Source organism: Kaistia geumhonensis (genome assembly GCF_030815145.1).
In the GTDB taxonomy this organism is placed as follows: Bacteria; Pseudomonadota; Alphaproteobacteria; order Rhizobiales; family Kaistiaceae; genus Kaistia; species Kaistia geumhonensis.
Genome location: NZ_JAUSWJ010000001.1, coordinates 3772501 through 3789848, shown reverse-complemented (window position 1 = coordinate 3789848; position 17348 = coordinate 3772501). Strand labels below are relative to the sequence as shown.

Annotated in this window: 15 protein-coding genes and 2 rRNA genes (1 of these 17 running past the window's edge); 7 read left to right on the top strand and 10 right to left on the bottom strand. The window is 65.4% G+C overall.

Features of this window, described 5'->3' with window-relative positions:
• Positions 1-10 precede the first annotated feature (10 nt).
• The 3 genes from QO015_RS17925 to mepK all read left to right on the top strand — a co-directional run bounded on the left by QO015_RS17925 (position 11) and on the right by mepK (position 5341).
• Positions 11-1474: a sigma-54-dependent transcriptional regulator gene (locus QO015_RS17925; RefSeq protein WP_266283327.1), complete on the top strand. Its 1464-nt coding sequence runs from the start codon at positions 11-13 to the stop codon at positions 1472-1474.
• A gap of 121 nt (positions 1475-1595) precedes the next feature.
• A complete protein-coding gene (locus QO015_RS17920; RefSeq protein ID WP_266283325.1) occupies positions 1596-3257 on the top strand; it encodes a L,D-transpeptidase family protein in 1662 nt (553 codons plus the stop codon).
• A 341-nt stretch (positions 3258-3598) separates the two neighbouring features.
• Complete coding sequence (gene mepK, locus QO015_RS17915) at positions 3599-5341, top strand: peptidoglycan L,D-endopeptidase MepK (RefSeq protein ID WP_503128755.1); 1743 nt, start codon at positions 3599-3601, stop codon at positions 5339-5341.
• A 163-nt stretch (positions 5342-5504) separates the two neighbouring features.
• Here mepK and QO015_RS17910 read toward each other — a convergent pair whose 3' ends face one another.
• From QO015_RS17910 to QO015_RS17900, 3 genes are all read right to left on the bottom strand, one after another.
• Positions 5505-5756 (bottom strand): DUF2312 domain-containing protein, encoded by a 252-nt coding sequence (locus tag QO015_RS17910; RefSeq protein ID WP_266283321.1) that lies wholly within the window; start codon positions 5754-5756, stop codon positions 5505-5507.
• Between the two features lie 118 nt (positions 5757-5874).
• Entirely contained in the window at positions 5875-6180 is a 306-nt protein-coding gene (locus QO015_RS17905; RefSeq protein WP_266283320.1) for a DUF1244 domain-containing protein, read from the bottom strand.
• Between the two features lies 1 nt (position 6181).
• The gene (locus tag QO015_RS17900; protein ID WP_266283319.1) at positions 6182-7012 is read right to left on the bottom strand and encodes an N-formylglutamate amidohydrolase; all 831 of its coding nucleotides are present in this window, start codon (positions 7010-7012) and stop codon (positions 6182-6184) included.
• 132 nt (positions 7013-7144) lie between these two features.
• Here QO015_RS17900 and QO015_RS17895 point away from each other — a divergent pair, with 132 nt between their 5' ends.
• The 3 genes from QO015_RS17895 to pyk all read left to right on the top strand — a co-directional run bounded on the left by QO015_RS17895 (position 7145) and on the right by pyk (position 10168).
• The gene (locus QO015_RS17895) at positions 7145-8065 is read left to right on the top strand and encodes a DMT family transporter (RefSeq protein WP_266283318.1); all 921 of its coding nucleotides are present in this window, start codon (positions 7145-7147) and stop codon (positions 8063-8065) included.
• An 82-nt stretch (positions 8066-8147) separates the two neighbouring features.
• The gene (locus QO015_RS17890) at positions 8148-8732 is read left to right on the top strand and encodes a DUF1036 domain-containing protein (RefSeq protein WP_266283317.1); all 585 of its coding nucleotides are present in this window, start codon (positions 8148-8150) and stop codon (positions 8730-8732) included.
• Positions 8729-10168, top strand: a complete 1440-nt coding sequence (pyk, locus tag QO015_RS17885; protein ID WP_266283316.1) for a pyruvate kinase — start codon at positions 8729-8731, stop codon at positions 10166-10168. The genes QO015_RS17890 and pyk overlap by 4 nt, the downstream gene beginning before the upstream one ends.
• Before the next feature lie 66 nt (positions 10169-10234).
• Here the strand turns inward: pyk and QO015_RS17880 are convergent, their stop codons facing one another.
• The 3 genes from QO015_RS17880 to ykgO form a co-directional block, all read right to left on the bottom strand.
• Positions 10235-10777, bottom strand: a complete 543-nt coding sequence (locus QO015_RS17880; protein ID WP_266283315.1) for a glyoxalase superfamily protein — start codon at positions 10775-10777, stop codon at positions 10235-10237.
• 196 nt (positions 10778-10973) lie between these two features.
• Complete coding sequence (locus QO015_RS17875; protein WP_266283314.1) at positions 10974-11588, bottom strand: hypothetical protein; 615 nt, start codon at positions 11586-11588, stop codon at positions 10974-10976.
• Between the two features lie 71 nt (positions 11589-11659).
• The gene (gene ykgO, locus QO015_RS17870; RefSeq protein ID WP_073057941.1) at positions 11660-11785 is read right to left on the bottom strand and encodes a type B 50S ribosomal protein L36; all 126 of its coding nucleotides are present in this window, start codon (positions 11783-11785) and stop codon (positions 11660-11662) included.
• Positions 11786-12080: 295 nt separating this feature from the next.
• On the opposite strand from ykgO, the gene QO015_RS17865 reads away from it, so the two are divergent.
• A complete protein-coding gene (locus QO015_RS17865; protein ID WP_266283310.1) occupies positions 12081-12929 on the top strand; it encodes an amidohydrolase family protein in 849 nt (282 codons plus the stop codon).
• An 85-nt stretch (positions 12930-13014) separates the two neighbouring features.
• Here the strand turns inward: QO015_RS17865 and QO015_RS17860 are convergent, their stop codons facing one another.
• From QO015_RS17860 to QO015_RS17845, 4 genes are all read right to left on the bottom strand, one after another.
• Positions 13015-13611, bottom strand: coding sequence for an OmpA family protein (locus QO015_RS17860; protein WP_266283308.1), 597 nt, complete (start codon positions 13609-13611; stop codon positions 13015-13017).
• Between the two features lie 31 nt (positions 13612-13642).
• Positions 13643-14062 carry a cysteine rich repeat-containing protein gene (locus QO015_RS17855; RefSeq protein WP_266283306.1) on the bottom strand — a complete coding sequence of 140 codons (420 nt, stop codon included), beginning with the start codon at positions 14060-14062 and terminating at the stop codon, positions 13643-13645.
• 896 nt (positions 14063-14958) lie between these two features.
• Positions 14959-15073: ribosomal RNA gene (gene rrf / locus QO015_RS17850) — 5S ribosomal RNA — on the bottom strand.
• Positions 15074-15152: 79 nt separating this feature from the next.
• A 23S ribosomal RNA gene (locus tag QO015_RS17845) occupies positions 15153-17348 on the bottom strand (it continues 553 nt past the right edge of the window).

Sequence of the window (17348 nt, the reverse complement as noted above, 5' to 3'; positions counted from 1 at the left end):
CCGGCCGCCGATGTCATCGAGAATTCTCATCGTCGACGACGATCCCGTGCAGCGTCGGCTGCTGGAGGCGGCCGCTACGCGTCTCGGCCACAGCGCGGTCACGCTCGACAACGGCCGCGCAGCGGTCGAGATGCTCGCCGGCCCGGACGGCGACCGCTTTCACCTGATGATCCTCGACCTCGTGATGCCGGAACTGGACGGCATGGGCGTGCTGGAGCGCCTGCCCGCGCTCGGTCGCACGCTTCCGGTAATCGTGCAGACGGCGCATGGCGGCATCGACACGGTCGTCGGCGCGATGCGGGCCGGAGCAAGCGACTTCGTCGTGAAGCCGGTCTCGCCGGAGCGCATCGAGGTTTCGATCGCCAACGCGCTGCGGCTAGGCGCCCTGGAGGGCGAGCTCCAGCGCGCCAGGCGCTCGGCCTCCGGCATGCTCGGTTTCCGCGACATCGTCACGGCCAGTCCGGCGATGGACCGGGTGATCGCGCTGGCGCGCCGCGCCGCCGGCTCCCAGATCCCGATCCTCATCGAAGGCGAGAGCGGCGTCGGCAAAGAACTGATCGCCCGCGCGATCCAGGGCTCGGGCGATCGTCGCGCCAAGCCCTTCGTCACGGTCAATTGCGGCGCCCTCCCCGCCAATCTCGTCGAATCGATCCTGTTCGGCCATGAGCGTGGCGCCTTCACCGGCGCGACCGAGAAGCATGCCGGCAAGTTCCAGGAGGCACATGGCGGCACGCTGTTCCTCGACGAGGTCGGCGAGCTGCCCCTCGATGCGCAGGTGAAGCTGCTGCGGGCGCTGCAGGAGGGCGAGATCGATCCGGTGGGCGGGAAACGTTCGGTCCGTGTTGATTTTCGTCTGATTTCGGCGACAAACCGCGATTTGATCGCCCTCGTCCGCGAGGGCCGCTTCCGCGAGGATCTCTATTACCGGCTGAACGTCTTCCCGATCCGCGTGCCGCCGCTCCGCGAACGGCGCGAGGACATCCCGGAGCTCGCCCGTCATTTCCTGACGCGGTTCGCGGCCGAGGAGAGGAAGCCGCGCCTTGCCGGCATCGCGCCGGAGGCGCTCGATCTCCTGATGCGCCATGACTGGCCGGGCAATATCCGCCAGCTCGAAAACGTGATGTTCCGCGCGGTCGTCCTCGCCGACGATGTCATACTGACCCGCGAGGAATTCCCCCAGATCGCGCCCCATCGCTTCGAGCCGCCCCACGTGGAGGTGGCCGGCGACGCTGGAGCGGAGCCACCTGTCTTCGAGACGGCGCTGCCCGAAGGCTGGCTGCCGGCCCTCGGCGACGACGGCGAGATCAGGACGCTCGAAGCGATCGAGGCGGAGATGATCCGCCTCGCCGTCGAGCGCTACCGTGGCCGCATGGCAACGGTGGCGCGCAAACTCGGAATCGGCCGTTCCACCCTCTATCGCAAGCTGAAGGAACTCGGCATTGCCGAAGAGGACGAGGAACTGGCGACGGAGTGATCGCGGTCGCAGCGCCGTGCCGCATTCCGGTGTTCAAGAAAGAGCCGGCTCGAACGGGAGCCGGGTGGGAACGACAGGCCCGCTGGCGCGTATCTTGTCGGTGCAGGGTGAGGATCGGACGATGATCGGCAGGGTGTTGCGGACGGCTTTGGCGGGCACGGCGCTCCTGGCGCTTTCGGCGGGCGCAGCGTCTGCGTTCCTGCCCGAGGGCCAGACCTTCCGAGAGCGCGCGGGCAGCGCCGCCAGCCTCACCATGGCCGATGTCGCCAGCGACCCGGCCGCGATCGCCCTCAAGGCAGCGCTCGCCATCGCCCCGACCAAGGAGAGCTTCCTCGACAAGCGCGACCGCGCGGCGATGGAGCAGTTCTACTCGGCGCGGGACTATCAGCCCGTCTGGGTCAGGGACGGCCGCTACACGCCGGCGGCCAAGGCCGTGATGGCCGCCATCGGCGCGGCCGCGGAGGAAGGGCTCGATCCGGCAGCGTATCGCCTGCCCGTCGCAACGCTGGGCGAAACGGCGCCGCTCGGGCCGGACCTCACGGCCGCCGCAGAGCTGACGCTCGACCGGGCGCTGCTGCTCTATGCCCGCCAGGCCTATGCCGGCCGTCTGGACCCGTCCTCGATCGGCAAGCTCATCACCATCAAGCCGCTGCTGCCCGATCCGGTCGAGATCCTGGCGAGCGTCTCCGCGGCGCCCGATGCGAGCGCGGCCGTCATCGCCTACAACCCGCCGCATCCCGGCTATCAGCGGCTCAAGGCGGCGCTCGCAGACGCCCGCAAGCTGCCCGCGACGGAGGCGCCGGCGCCGATCGCCGAGGGCAAGCTGATGAAGCTCGGCGTCAGCGATCCGCGCGTGCCCCAGCTGCGTGCGCGCCTCGGCCTGCCGGCGGCGACCGAGAAGCCCGAACTCTACGACAACGCGCTGGCCGAGGCGGTGGCCCGTTTCCAGGCCGAGAGCGGCCTCAAGGCCGACGGCGCGGCGGGGGGCAACACGATCGCCTTCCTCAACCGCGCCGGCAAGGACAGCACCGCCGAGATCCTCGCCAATATGGAGCGGTGGCGCTGGCTGCCGCGCGACCTCGGCGCCTTCCATGTCGAGGTGAACGTGCCCGAGTTCCAGGTGCGCATCGTCGATGACGGCAAGGTGGTGCACGAAACCCGCGTCGTGACCGGCAAGGTCACGAACCAGACGCCGATCTTCTCCGACGAGATGGAATCGATCGTGGTCAATCCGAGCTGGAACGTCCCGGCCTCCATCACCATGAAGGAGATGCTGCCGAACGTCCGCCGCGATCCATCCTATCTGTCACGCAACGGCTATCAGGTGCTCGCCAAGGTCAACGGGAAGGTCGTTCCGGTCAGCCCGAGCTCGGTCGACTGGAGCACGGCGAGTGCGCGCAACATCCAGATCCGCCAGCGGCCGGGCGACGACAACGCGCTCGGCTCGATCAAATTCCTCTTCCCGAACGAGCACTCGGTCTATCTGCACGACACGCCTTCGAAGAGCCTCTTCCAGCGCGACCAGCGCGCTTTCAGCCATGGCTGCGTGCGGGTCCAGAACCCGCTGGAATTCGCCGACGTGCTCCTCGCCTATCAGGGCGGCTGGACCAAGGAAAGGCTGCGCAAGATGGTGGGAGGTCGGGAGAGCTGGGTCAATCTTCCCAAGCATATCCCCGTCCACATCACCTATTTCACCGCCTTCGTGGATGATTCGGGCACGCTCCAGACGCGACCCGACATCTATGGCTACAACGCCCGCGTGGAGCGCGCCCTCGGCCTCTGAGAAGAACTCCCCGCTGCGGCCTGCCGCCGCGTAACCGCGATCAGCGGTCGACATTCCCTGCCGAACATGCGAAACCGCGTTTGGAGCTTCCAGACGCGGTCATCGTGTTGCCCCGTTCTCGCCACGATTGCTGCTGATGGTGGCTCCGTATCGGTACGCAGAGCCGCGCGCGGATACTGGGGTCAGGCAATGACGATCACGGTAAATGCTGGTTAACTCTATTCGAGCATTCTGCCCTCGACGGGGGCGCCCGAACGGGCCGTGGACGCAGAAGCAGGTTGACTAGTCTCATGAAAGAGTCTCAGCGCACAGACGGTTGGCGGAAGCGGGTCTTCTCCTCCATCCGTTTCGCGACGGCCTCGGCACTCGTCGCCGGAGCAATTCTTGTGACGGCCAAGGTCGGTGATGCCGACGCTGCCGCCGGAGACCGGGCTCTCACCCTTCACAACGCCCATACCAACGAGAGCGCGACGATCGTCTTCAAGCGCAACGGCCGCTACGATCCGGCCGGGCTCAAGAAGCTCAATTATCTGCTGCGCGACTGGCGCAAGAACCAGCCCACCAACATGGACCCGCGGCTGTTCGACCTGATCTGGTCGGTCTATCAGCAGAGCGGATCCAAGGTGCCGATCCAGGTCGTCTGCGGCTATCGCTCGCCCGAGACCAACGGCATGCTCCGCTCCCGCTCCCGCGGCGTCGCCAAGCAGAGCCAGCACATGCTCGGCAAGGCGATGGACTTCTACATCCCGGACGTCCCGCTGACGAAGCTCCGCGAAATCGGCTTCAAGATGCAGGTCGGTGGCGTCGGCTTCTATCCGACCTCCGGATCTCCCTTCGTCCACATGGACACGGGCAGCGTCCGTTCCTGGCCGCGCATGAGCCGCCAGCAGCTCGTACGCCTGTTCCCGGACGGCAAGACGATGCATATCCCCGACGATGGCAAGCCGCTGCCCGGCTACGCCGCCGCGCTCGCCGCCTACAAGTCCCGCAAGGCCGGCGGCAATGACGACATCGTTCTGGCCAGCGCCTCCTCCGGCGGAAACGGCAACAAGTCCTTCCTGGCGCGTCTCTTCGGCGGCGGTGCCGACGAGGAAGAGGATAACTCCGATATCCCGGCCCCGACCGTGAAGGTCGCCGCAAAGGCAGCCAAGGCTCCGGCCCCGGCGGCCGACGACGACAGCGATGCTCCGGCCACCGCGACGGTGAAGGCGCCGCAGGCCGCTCCGGACGTAGAAGCCGCTCCGGCCGAGACCGTGGTGGCGATGGCTCCCCTGCCTCGCCGCTCGCCGATGCCACAGCAGCAGGATGACGGCGCCGCCGATGCGCCCGTGGCCGCGGCCGAGGACGCAGAAACCGTGGTCGCCATGGCCCCCGTTCCGAGGCCGTCGCCGGTCGCGAACGAGGCCGCCGAGGAGGCCCCGGTGGTGGTTGCCGACGCATCCGCCCCTGTTCCGCGCAGTTCCCCTGCCGCTCAACCGGCGGTCGCCAACCCGATGGTGGCGCTCGCCAGCGCATCGTCGACGGGCGGCGCTTCCGGTCCGGCGGTCGCGGCCCAGCTCGCGGCTTTCGATGCCTCCGAGCAGCCCCATCAGCCGGCCACTGCCGCCGAGGCGATCGCCGACGCGGTCGGCAAGGGCGGCAGCATGGGACCGGCTCCGGTTCTGGCCTATGCCGCTGCCGACGAAGGCGCGCCCCGTATCGACGCCAGCACCGGCGCGCTTGTCGCCGGCCGGGCGGCTTCGGCTTCCGCCGACGTCACCGGCGCGCCGATGGAGAGCGCCGACGACTGGCAGGATCCGCTGGCCCGCTTCACGGCGCTCGGCTACTCGGCCGACACCATCGAGCTGGTCACCCGCCAGGGGTCGACCCGCCAGAAGGGCTATGCGGAACTCGAGATGCCGCGTCCGTTCGGCGATCCCGCCCTGTTCACGTCGCCCGAGCGCGCCGTCCGCCTGGGCTTCGGCCGCATCGCCTATGAGGGGCTGCGCACCGATCGCTTCTCGGGCCCGCTGTTCCAGCCGGTTGTCACGGTGACCTTCGCCTCGGCCGATCTCGGCAGCACGAAGCTTGCGATGAAGCGCTAGGCACCTCGTCCATGATCGATTTCGACGGGCGCCGCGGCAACGCGGCGCCCGTTTTCTTTTGCGCCCGCGAGAGACCGAGGAATCCAAACGAAAACGCCCGGGCGAAGCCCGGGCGTTGCCGTAGAAGTGGATGTTGCCGTAGAAGTGGATCTGGTCGGTCGATTCAGACCATACCGAGCGCCTGCTTGTAGAGGTCGAGGATCGCGTCCTGCTCCTCGCGCTCATTCGCGTCCTGCTTGCGCAGGCGGATGATCGTCCGCAGGACCTTGGTGTCGTAGCCGTTGCCCTTGGCCTCGCCATAGACGTCCTTGATGTCGTCGGCGATCGCCTTCTTCTCTTCCTCGAGACGCTCGATCCGCTCGACGATCGAGCGGAGCTGGGCCGCGGCGATGCCCTGGACGTCGTCATTCGACATGGCTGCTGTCCTCGAAACTGTGAACTGAGGCAGGGTCACTGCCCGTTTCCTTCGGCCCGGTCAAGCCGCCCCAAGGGCGCACCGCCGCGGTCCACGGCTTTCCGGGCTTATCCACCGCTCATTCCTTGGGCCGGCTCGTCTCGAAGGCGGCGAGTTGCTCGGGGCTCGCGTCGCGCTGGTTCGCCGCCCGCCAGGCCTCATAGGGCATGCCGTAGACGACTTCGCGCGATACGTCCTTGGAGAGCGCTATCCCCTTCGCCTCGGCCGCCTCGCGATACCAGTTGGCGAGGCAGTTGCGGCAAAAGCCCGCGAGATTCATGAGATCGATGTTCTGCACGTCGGGCCGGCCGCCGAGATGCTCCAGCAAGCGGCGGAAGGCGGCGGCTTCGAGCTCCGTGCGGGTCGCAGCGTCGAGTTCGGTCATGTTAGACACTCCACGGAAGCGGCTCGACCGGGCCGGTGAGCGAGCCGTGCATCAGGACGCCGTGCGGCGACCGGTCGAGCCCCATGCCATCCAGCGCGGCGCCGATCCGCTCCACCCAGTCGGCGACGCCGGCGGCATCGGCGATGAGATCCTGGCGCACTTCGATCAGCGCATGGGCGAGGCCGCGCCTTGTCGCGTGGCGATAGAGCGTGTCGCCCTTCAGCGCCCCGTGATAGGGCTCGTTGTCGCCGATCGTCAGAAGCCGGTCGACCGCGAGCCCCTCGATGAGGGGCCGCGCGAAGCGAGGATCGGCATCCCAGAGTACGCCCGCCTGCCAGGGACGCGGCACGCCTTTCCAGACCGGCGTGAAGCTGTGTACCGAGAGGATCACCGGAATGCGGCCGCTTGCCATCGCGGCATCGATCAGCGCGCCCACCGCCTCGTCATAGGGCCGGTAGAAGCGGTCGATCCGCCGCTGCCGCTCGGCGGCGTCCGCCCGCGCATTGCCGGGGATGACGGCGCCGTCCGACAGCCGCATCACCAGTGTCGGATCGTCGAGGCCGCGATTGGGATCGATGAGGAGCCGCGAGAAGCGCGACAGGACGGCCGGAACGCCGAAGCGCGCGGCGAGGCCACGCGTCACCGCGGCGGCGCCGATGTCATAGGCGATGTGACGCTCGAAGGCCGCCTCGTCGAGACCGAGCCGTCCATAATCCGCCGGCACGGCATTCGACGCATGGTCGCAAAGCAGCAGCAGGCCGGCCGATGCGTCGCCGCCAATCTGCTCGAAGGCCGGCGCGTCGATGTCCTGAAGAAGCGCGGCCGCCGTCATGGATCGGCGATCGGCCGGGCCATCGGAGGTCGGGCCGCTGAAGGGGGGCTTGTCGTGCATGGCCATGATGATACTGACGGGGGCGGCAACCCGCCATAGCCTTTGCACCCCGTCCCCGACTGGATCCCGACCGTGACCGACCAATCCCGCCAGGGGGCGCAGACGCTGGCCCTGCCGGCCCTCGTCATGGGCGCCCTCGCCATGGCAATCTCGCCGATCTTCGTGCGCCATGCCGAGGTCGGTCCGTTCGCCAGCGCGTTCTGGCGCGTGGGCGGCGCCATCCCGTTGCTGTTCGCCTGGGCTTATGTCGAGGGTCGGCGGTCCGGCAGGACGTTGCGCGATCTCTTCCGCTTCAGCCCCGCCATCATCTATGCGGGCCTGTTCTTCACCGCCGACCTCATCTTCTGGCATCTCGCGATCCTCAACACCTCCGTCGCGAACGCCGTGTTCCTCGCCACCATGGCGCCCGTCTGGGTCGCGCTCGGCTCGGGCTTCTTCATCGGCGAGCACGTTCCCCGCAGCGTCTTCGCCGGCCTCGGGCTTTGCCTCGTCGGAGCAGCTTTCCTGATCGGCATGAGCTGGCAGCTCGCGCCCGACCGCCTCTTCGGCGATCTCTGCGGCCTCGCCACCTCGCTGTTCTTCGGCGCCTATTTTCTGCCGGTGCGCGTGGCGCGCAGGACGGAATCGGCCGCCAAGATCACCTTCCTCTCGACGATCGTCACGAGCCTGGCGCTCCTTGCCGTGGCACTCGCGATCGAACCCCGCATCCTCCCGAAGACCGTGGAGGGCGCCACCGCCATTGTCGGCCTGTCCTTCGTCAGCCATGCCGGCGGCCAGGGTCTGCTCGCCTTCGCGCTCGGCCATCTGCCGGCCGCTTTCTCTGCCCTCGTGATTTTCCTCGAGGCCATTGCCGGCGCGATCTTCGGCTGGCTGTTCGCCGGCGAGTCCATCTCGCTGCCGCAGGCGGTGGGCGGCCTGCTCATCCTCGCCGGGATCATGGTAGCGCGGCCGCGCAAGGCCCCTGCTCGGCCGGACGCCGGGGCGGCGTCATGATGCCGCCGCCTTTGGCGCGATCATCGGAGGTCGCCGCCGCGAACCGCGCGGGGGCGCCTGCGATCCCCAAATCCGAAGACGCATGACCCTTGTTTTCGCTCCTTCGCACCGCGCCGGCGCCCCGGCGGCGGCCAGACCGTTGACAGCCGAAAAAAATCGCGCCCATAAAGCGCGCGACCATGTCGAGAGTTCGATCACCTTGATGGTGCGCCGCATGTTGTCGGGGCGCAGTCTCGCTGCGGCGATCGCGCTCGCCGCAGGGTTCCTGCTGGCGCCGAGCGTTGGCATGGCTCCTGCATTTGCCGATCTCAGGCTCTGCAACAAGACGAACAACCGGGTTGGCGTCGCCATCGGCTACAAGGACAAGAAAATCTGGACGACGGAAGGCTGGTGGAACATTCCCGTCAACAGCTGTGAAACGCTCGTCAGCGGCACGCTGGTGTCACGCTTCTATTACGTCTACGCGGTCGACTACGACCATGGCGGCGAATGGAGCGGCAAATACGTGATGTGCACCAAGGACAAGATGTTCACGATCCAGGGCACGGAGGACTGCGTGGCCCGCGGCTTCAACCGCACCGGGTTCTTCGAAGTGGACACCGGCGAACAGACGAACTGGACAATCCAATTGAACGAACCCGCCCAAGCAGGAGCGAAGACGCAATGAGACGGTCGCGTAAGGTCAAGATTCTCGCGACGCTCGGACCCGCCTCCTCCGACAAGGCGACGATCCTGGCGTTGTTCCGTGCCGGAGCCGACGTGTTCCGCATCAATATGAGCCACACGCCGCACGACAGGCTGCATGAGCTCGTGTCGATCATCCGCGAGATCGACCGCGAGGAAGGTCGTCCGATCGGCATCCTCGCCGATCTGCAGGGACCGAAGCTGCGCCTCGGCACCTTTGCCGACAAGGCGGTGGAGATCACCGTCGGCCAGGCCTTCACGCTCGATTCGGACCCGACGCCGGGCACGGCAGGCCGCGTGTTCCTGCCGCATCCGGAGATCCTGGAGGCGCTGGAGCCTGGCCACCGGCTGCTCATCGACGACGGCAAGGTGCGCCTACGCGTCGTGTCGACGGACGGCAAGTCTGCTCTGACGACGGTCGAGGTCGGAACGAAGCTCTCGGACCGCAAGGGCGTTTCCGTGCCGGATTCGACGATCCGCACCGGAGCGCTCACCGAGAAGGACCGCGCCGATCTCGACGCGGCGCTCGAGGCGAAGGTCGACTGGATCGCGCTCTCCTTCGTGCAGCGCCCCGAGGATGTCGCCGAGGTGCGCAAGATCGCCGCCGGCCGCGCCGGCATCATGTCGAAGATCGAAAAGCCGCAGGCCGTTCAGCGCCTCGCTGAGATCATCGAGATCTCCGACGCGCTCATGGTGGCGCGCGGCGATCTCGGCGTCGAGATGCCGCTCGAGGAGGTGCCAGGCATCCAGAAGCAGATCACCCGCGCCTGCCGCCGAGCCGGCAAGCCGGTGGTCGTCGCGACGCAGATGCTCGAATCGATGATCACGGCGCCGGTTCCGACCAGGGCCGAAGTGTCCGATGTGGCGACCGCCGTCTATGAGGGCGCCGACGCGATCATGCTGTCGGCCGAATCGGCGGCCGGCGCGTTCCCGATCGACGCCGTTGCGACGATGGACAAGATCGCCGCCGCGGTCGAGCGCGACATCAACCACAAGAACATCATGCATGCGCAGCGCACCGAGCCGGAAGCGACCGGCGCGGACGCCATCTCCGCGGCAGCGCGCCAGATCGCCGAGACGCTCAATCTCTCGGCCATCTGCTGCTACACCGCGTCGGGGTCGACCGGCCTGCGCGCCGCGCGCGAGCGGCCACGCACGCCGATCATCGCGCTCTCGCCCATCGAGGCGACCGCGCGGCGCCTGTCGATCGTCTGGGGTCTCCACTGCGTGGTCTCGGACGATGCCTACGATCTCGACGACATGGTCAACCGCGCCTGCCACATCGCCGGCCGCGAGGGCTTCGCGCAGGCCAACGACCGCATCATCATCACTGCCGGCGTGCCGCTGCGCACGCCGGGCGCGACCAACATGCTGCGCATCGCTTTCGTCGGCGCCGGCAGCGAGGGCGCAAGCTACTAGCCGGACCCGCCAGGCGGCAGGACGCAGCGATGCCCGGGCTCGGCCCGGGCATCGTCGTCTTGGGGCTCAGCGATCCGTCCGTTCCATGAAACGGATCCGGTTCTGGAAGGGGTCGATGACCTCCAGCTCGAGCCGAGTACCCTCTTCCGAGAGGCCGGGCTTCATGTAGCGATAGTTCTTGCCGGTGAGTTCGGCGTGGAGCGCGCGAATCCCGGTCATGCCGACCACCATGTTGCAGCCTGGCGTCGCGTCCCCGGCATGTTCGGAGAGATGCAGCCGCAATCCGGCGCGAGAGACCTGCGTATAGAGCGGGAAGTTCTCGCCATAGCGATGCTCCCAGTCGACCGAGAAGCCGAGAAACCCGAGATAGAACTCGTGTGCCTTCCCGACATCGAAAATGCGCACGATCGGAACGGCCTGTTCGAATTGCGGCGTATCGGGCGGCCTGGCCTCCCGCTCGACGATCGACGACAGGACGTTCCAGTCGCTGAACCCGAACTGCGACGCGACGATTTCAAGCGCATCACTATGGTTGATTGAAGTTCCCCGGGCCTTGAGGGCCTGGCGAAGAGCCTTGGCCATAAGCTTGGCATCGCGATGATCGCGCATGTCCGTTCCCTCGCACGGGCAAAGCCATCGCCGGTGTCCGCATTGCCGACGCCTTCGCCCGACGATTGAACGTGGAGGACGAGCAGCGCATGGAGGCGTTCGCCATAGCCGTGCGGGTGCGGACTGCAGGCCACCTCCGGCCCGATCCCAGCCTAGCCGAGGCGGGCGCTCCGGGAAAGACGGATGCGGGCCGACGTCAGATCTGCTCGCCCTCGACGTCGGGCTTCAGCTGCTCGATGGATTTGCGGACATCGTCGTCGAGATAGGGATCGATCGCCAGCGCCTTCTCGAAGGCCGCCAGCGCGTCGGCCTTGCGGTCGAGTTCCTCGAAGATCGTCCCGATTCCGGCGAGGGCGCCGAAATGGCGCGGTTCCAGAACCAGCACCTTCTCGATGTCGGAGAGTGCCTTGCCATACTCGTCCTGGAGATAGAATACGGTCGCCCGGCGATTCCAGCCCTCGGCATAGTCGGGCTTCAGCATCACGACCTGATCGAGAAAATCGAGGGCGCGACCATATTCCTTGGCGGCAAGAGACTGTTGCGCCCAGCTCATCAGGAGATCGATGGTGGCGCTGCCCGAGCGGGACCAGCGGCGCTGGATCTCCTTCTCGGCGGCGCGCCCTCGCACAGGATTGGCCGGGTCGGCAAGGGTCGCAAAGAGCTCGTCCATCGACATCTCGCCGAGCGGCTTGCTCGCCAGCGACTGCGACGGCGAAGGGCTTGCGGCAGAGGGAGGCTCCGCGGCCAGCGTCGGCGCGGCGCAACCGAGCAAGGCGGCAAGAACGATGGCCTTGAAGACAAATGCCTGCATGCGATCCAAGCTAGGACGGCATGCAGGCATCGTCAAATCACGAGCGCGTCCGGAGAACCGGACGCCAGAGATCAGCCCTGGCGCGCCTTGTAGCGCGGGTTGACCTTGTTGATGATGAAGACGCGGCCCTTGCGGCGCACGAGCCGATTGGCGCGATGGCGCCCGAGCAGCGCCTTGAGCGAGTTCTTGATTTTCATGGCGCAGAGTTCCGCAATTCCTGAGGCCTACAACGAAACGAGCGCCCAAGGCGCCCGTCTCGAAAGTTGGCCGGACCATAGGCAGGCGGTCCGCGAATGTCAACCGGATGACGGGCTTTGCGGTGGATGGTTTGGGACAACCGCCGCTCATCGCCTCGTCCATTCCGGCATGCTATGCGAGGGAGCGGACGCGGCCCCCTCCCCCGAGGAGTGAGAAGCCGAGGCCGGGGAACAGGGAGGAGAGCCCGATGCAGAACCGCTTGCCGATGACCAGAGCCCGGCGAGGAAACGACTGATGCCCACCATCCCCTTCGTCGACACGCATGTCCATCTCTGGGACCCGATGCGACTCGGCTATGACTGGATCGCCGGCAACGACACGCTCGACCGGCGCCTCGAGCTGCCGGAATTCGCGGCCGCCAGCGCCGCGCTGCCGCTCGAGTCCATGGTGTTCATGGAATGCGCGGTGAACGCCGGCCAGGCGCTGGACGAGGCGCGGTGGGTCACCGGACTCGCCCGCCAGGAACCACGCCTGAAGGGAATCGTTGCCGCTGCCCCGCTCGAGCAGGGCGAGGCGGTCCGGTCTCATCTGGAAGCCCTCTCCGAGCTGCCGCTGGTGCGCGGAGTCCGCCGGCTGCTGCAATCCGAGGCTGACGACTTCTGCCTGAGGCCCGGCTTCATGGACGGCGTGAGGATGCTTTCCGAGTTCGGGTTCAGCTTCGATGTCTGCATCTTTCATCGGCAGCTCGCCAATGTCATCGCCTTCGCGGATAGGGTCGAGTCCGTGCCGATGATCCTCGACCACATCGGGAAGCCAGGCATCGCCGATGGCCTCGTCTCGCCTTGGGCGGAGGAGATGCGTGAGCTGGCCCGCCGGCCCAATGTCGTCTGCAAGATTTCGGGCGTTGCGACGGAGGCAGACCACCGCAACTGGACCGAGGACCAACTGAAGCGCTACGTCTCGATCGCCATCGACGCCTTCGGCTTCGACCGCGTGATGTTCGGCGGCGACTGGCCGGTTTCGACGCTCGCGATCACCTATCGCCGCTGGATCGAGATCCTCGACGACCTCCTAGCTGGCACCAGCGAGGACGAACGCCGGAAGTTCTGGCGCGACAACGCGGTCGCCTTCTATCGCCTTTGACGCGAAGGCCGCGGCCGCCTTCCGGCAGCCGCGGCCCTCGTGAGCTTCGCGATCGATCCCGGCGGCCTATCGGCCGGGACAATCCCTACTTGCCGGGCAGATACTTGCCGACATTGATGAGCTGGACACGCCGATTGATCGGATCGGTCGGGTTCTGCACGTCCTGCAGATTCTCCTGACCGAGGCCGACGGCCTCGAGGCGGGCAGGATCGACGTTGAAGACGGTGACGAGCGCGTTCATCACCGCGTTGGCACGGCGCTGGCTGAGCTCGAGATTCTTCATGCGGTCGCCGGTCGTGTCCGTATTGCCGGTCACGACGAATTTGTACCCGGCGAGAATCGGATGATGCAGCGCGTCGGCGATCGAGCCGATGGTCGCATAGGACTCGGGGCGGATGATGTCCGAGTTGAGCGCGAACTGGATCTGCACATTGATCTGCGCGAGGCCGTCGAGCAGCTGGAGCGGCGTCCAGGTGATCGGCATGCCCGGATTGTTCTTGATGTGCTCCTGCACGGCGTTGGCGATCAGCGCGGCCGAGAGATTCGGCGGCGCGACACGCGCGGCGCTCTGGAGGCTCTGCAGGATCTGGTTTTCGCTGAGCGCGGTCTGGGCCGAGGCCGGCAGCGTGGCCCCGGCAAAGGCGAGGACGGCGGCGAGCGCGGCGATGCGGGTCTTCTTCATGATCTTGGTTCCTTCCGATCCGTCACGCCGCTCAGCGCCAGCCTGCATCGACGATCGCCTGATTGCAGGCGGCGGTCACGACGCGATAGGAAGCGTTCAGGCAGGAGAGGAAATGCGCGTCGCCCGGGACCATGCCCTGGCAATGGCGGGCCACGTCGTTGCGGCAGAGCTTCGGAACGGCGGCCTGCGCGGCAGCGCGCTTGGTCAGCGAAGCGACGACCGCCTGGTAGTCGGCGACGCACTGCGGATTGACCTTGGCATTCGGTCCCATGAGGCAGTCCCGCAGGGCTCCGTCGCCGAGATTGATCTTGGCGCAGTACTTCTCGATATCCTTGCCACAGCTCTTCGCGAGGAGAGCGCCGGCGTCGGAATAGCTCATGGTCTGGGCGGAGGCGGCGGCAATGCCGGCTGTCAGAGCGGCGGCCGCCAGCCCGATCGTGATGAATCGCATAGATAATCCTTCCCCGTATAAAGCACCGGCGAGGCCGGCGAGCCTGCCCGCCGCGAGGCGACGAGCCGGATGCCGGCAGATGCGGAGATGGCTCGATTCGCTCCCCGCCGGCGCGCCTAGAATGGCGGTGCTTTAGCTTCGTTAGTCAACTGCAACTCACGACAGAGTGAGAATATTGCTCTTCCCGGGAATGAATAGACGCGGCAATCGCGCAAGCATTTGTTAACCTTGCGCCTGGCCAGCATGCATTGTGACCACGCGAAGCCGACGGGCGCGATGCCGATGCGGGTCCCGAAGGCGGTCGAAATCTCGGCGGCCCACAGAGCCGCCGGCCTTGTCGAGAGCTGCGTCCGAGCTCGTCGGCTCGGCGGGTCCGGCGGAGACGGCGATCGACCATTGCCTGGCCTTGTCCGGTCTGAATCTGGTGTCGCACGCAGTGATTGCCCGCCACACGCCGGATGGTCTTGTGTTGAGCGATCACGAGGGGTTGGTGGTGCGCCTGGCCTGGGCATCGCGCTGATCGCCTCGTCCACTCGCCTCGTGCACTCCGGGGTCGGTCGCGCTGGACCGCGGGGGTCTGCGGCTGGGGTTGTGGCGGGCCTGACTGTCGGCGGGGGTTTGACGGAGGATGGTCGCGGTGGCGCGGTGGGTTTTCGGGCCGGGGGTGAGGCGGCTGGATGGCTCTTGCGCGTCCGGGGTGGGGCGAGGTGCGCGAGTGCATGGGCTCAGGCCCCCTGCTCCGCCTGTGCGGCCGATGCTCTGGGGCGGGCGTGGCTGGGCGTCCGTTTGGGGGTGATGGGGTGTTCAGGACGACAAAAAGCCCCCGGCCAGGGTTCACCTGAACGGGGGCTTTTTGGAAGGCGTGAAGAGAGGTTGTTTCTTTCTGCGTTTTGCAGGCCTGGCAGCGACCTACTCTCCCGGGTCTTGAGACACAGTACCATTGGCGCGGAGGAGTTTAACGGCCGAGTTCGGAATGGGATCGGGTTCAGGCTCCTCGCCATGACCACCAGGCCGGCAAAGCGCAGAAAGGGAAGAAGCTGGAATTGATCATTGGAGCGCATCGCGGATGCGATGGGCATTGTTAATGAGGGCGATCAAGCCGATCGAGTGATTAGTACCGGTAAGCTGCATGCGTTGCCGCACTTCCACACCCGGCCTATCGACGTGGTGGTCTACCACGACTCTCAAGGGAAAACTCGTTTTGAGGTGGGTTTCCCGCTTAGATGCTTTCAGCGGTTATCCCGTCCGTACGTAGCTACCCTGCAATGCGGCTGGCGCCACAACAGGTCCACCAGAGGTACGTCCATCCCGGTCCTCTCGTACTAAGGACAGATCCTCTCAATTTTCCTACACCCACGGCAGATAGGGACCGAACTGTCTCACGACGTTCTGAACCCAACTCACGTACCACATTAATCGGCGAACAGCCGAACCCTTGGGACCTTCTCCAGCCCCAGGATGTGATGAGTCGACATCGAGGTGCCAAACGATGCCGTCGATATGGACTCTTGGGCATCATCAGCCTGTTATCCCCAGAGTACCTTTTATCCGTTGAGCGATGGCCCGTCCACGTGGGACCACCGGATCACTATGGCCGACTTTCGTCTCTGCTCGACTTGTCAGTCTCGCAGTCAGGCGGGCTTATGCCATTGCACTCGACGAGCGATTTCCGACCGCTCTGAGCCCACCATCGCGCGCCTCCGTTACACTTTGGGAGGCGACCGCCCCAGTCAAACTACCCACCATGCACTGTCCCGGACCCGGATGACGGGCCGCGGTTAGATATCCATATTCACAAGGGTGGTATTTCAAGGATGGCTCCATCCGAGCTGGCGCCCGAACTTCAAAGCCTACCACCTATCCTACACATGCAAACACGAATACCAGTGCAAAGTTGTAGTAAAGGTTCATGGGGTCTTTCCGTCTGACCGCGGGAACCCCGCATCTTCACGGGGAATTCAATTTCACTGAGTAGGTGCTGGAGACAGCGGGGAAGTCGTTACGCCATTCGTGCAGGTCGGAACTTACCCGACAAGGAATTTCGCTACCTTAGGACCGTTATAGTTACGGCCGCCGTTTACCGGGGCTTCGATTCAAAGCTTGCACCTCTCCTCTTAACCTTCCGGCACCGGGCAGGCGTCAGACCCTATACGTCGCCTTACGGCTTCGCAGAGCCCTGTGTTTTAGGTAAACAGTCGCTACCCCCTAGTCTGTGCCCCCTGATGCTGGTTGCCCAACACCAGGGCCTCCTTCTCCCGAAGTTACGGAGGCAATTTGCCGAGTTCCTTCAGCACCATTCTCTCAAGCGCCTTGGTATGCTCTACCAGTCCACCTGTGTCGGTTTAGGGTACGGTCTATACGCGGGAGCTATTTCCCGGAACACCTTCACTGCCAGATCAATCCAATAAGACCTGACAATACACGGCATTCGTCACTACCCGCAGGCTGAGGAATATTCACCTCATTCCCATCGACTACGCCTTTCGGCCTCGCCTTAGGAGCCGGCTAACCCTGCGCAGATTAGCTTTACGCAGGAACCCTTGGACTTTCGGCGACAGTGTCTCTCACACTGTTTGTCGTTACTCATGTCAGCATTCGCACTTCCGATACCTCCAGGAGCTCTCACGAGTCTCCCTTCGCAGGCTTACGGAACGCTCCGCTACCGCGTGACTTGCGTCACACCCGCAGCTTCGGCACATGGCTTGAGCCCCGTTACATTGTCGGCGCAGGAACCCTTGTCTAGACCAGTGAGCTGTTACGCTTTCTTTAAATGATGGCTGCTTCTAAGCCAACATCCTGGTTGTTTTGGGATCCCCACATCCTTTCACACTTAGCCATGATTTGGGGGCCTTAGCTGGCGGTCAGGGTTGTTTCCCTTTTGACGATGGACGTTAGCACCCACCGTCTGTCTGCCGGATAGTACTCTCAGGTATTCGGAGTTTGGTTAGGTTTGGTAAGATGGTAAATCCCCCTAGCCCATCCAGTGCTCTACCCCCTGAGGTATTCGTCCGACGCTCTACCTAAATAGATTTCGCGGAGAACCAGCTATTTCCGAGTTTGATTGGCCTTTCACCCCTAGCCACAAGTCATCCGCGTCTTTTTCAACAGACGTCGGTTCGGCCCTTCAGTGCGTGTTACCGCACCTTCAGCCTGCTCATGGCTAGATCACCCGGTTTCGGGTCTAATCCGACGAACTGAACGCCCTGTTCAGACTCGCTTTCGCTGCGCCTACACCTACCGGCTTAAGCTTGCTCGTCAGATTAAGTCGCTGACCCATTATACAAAA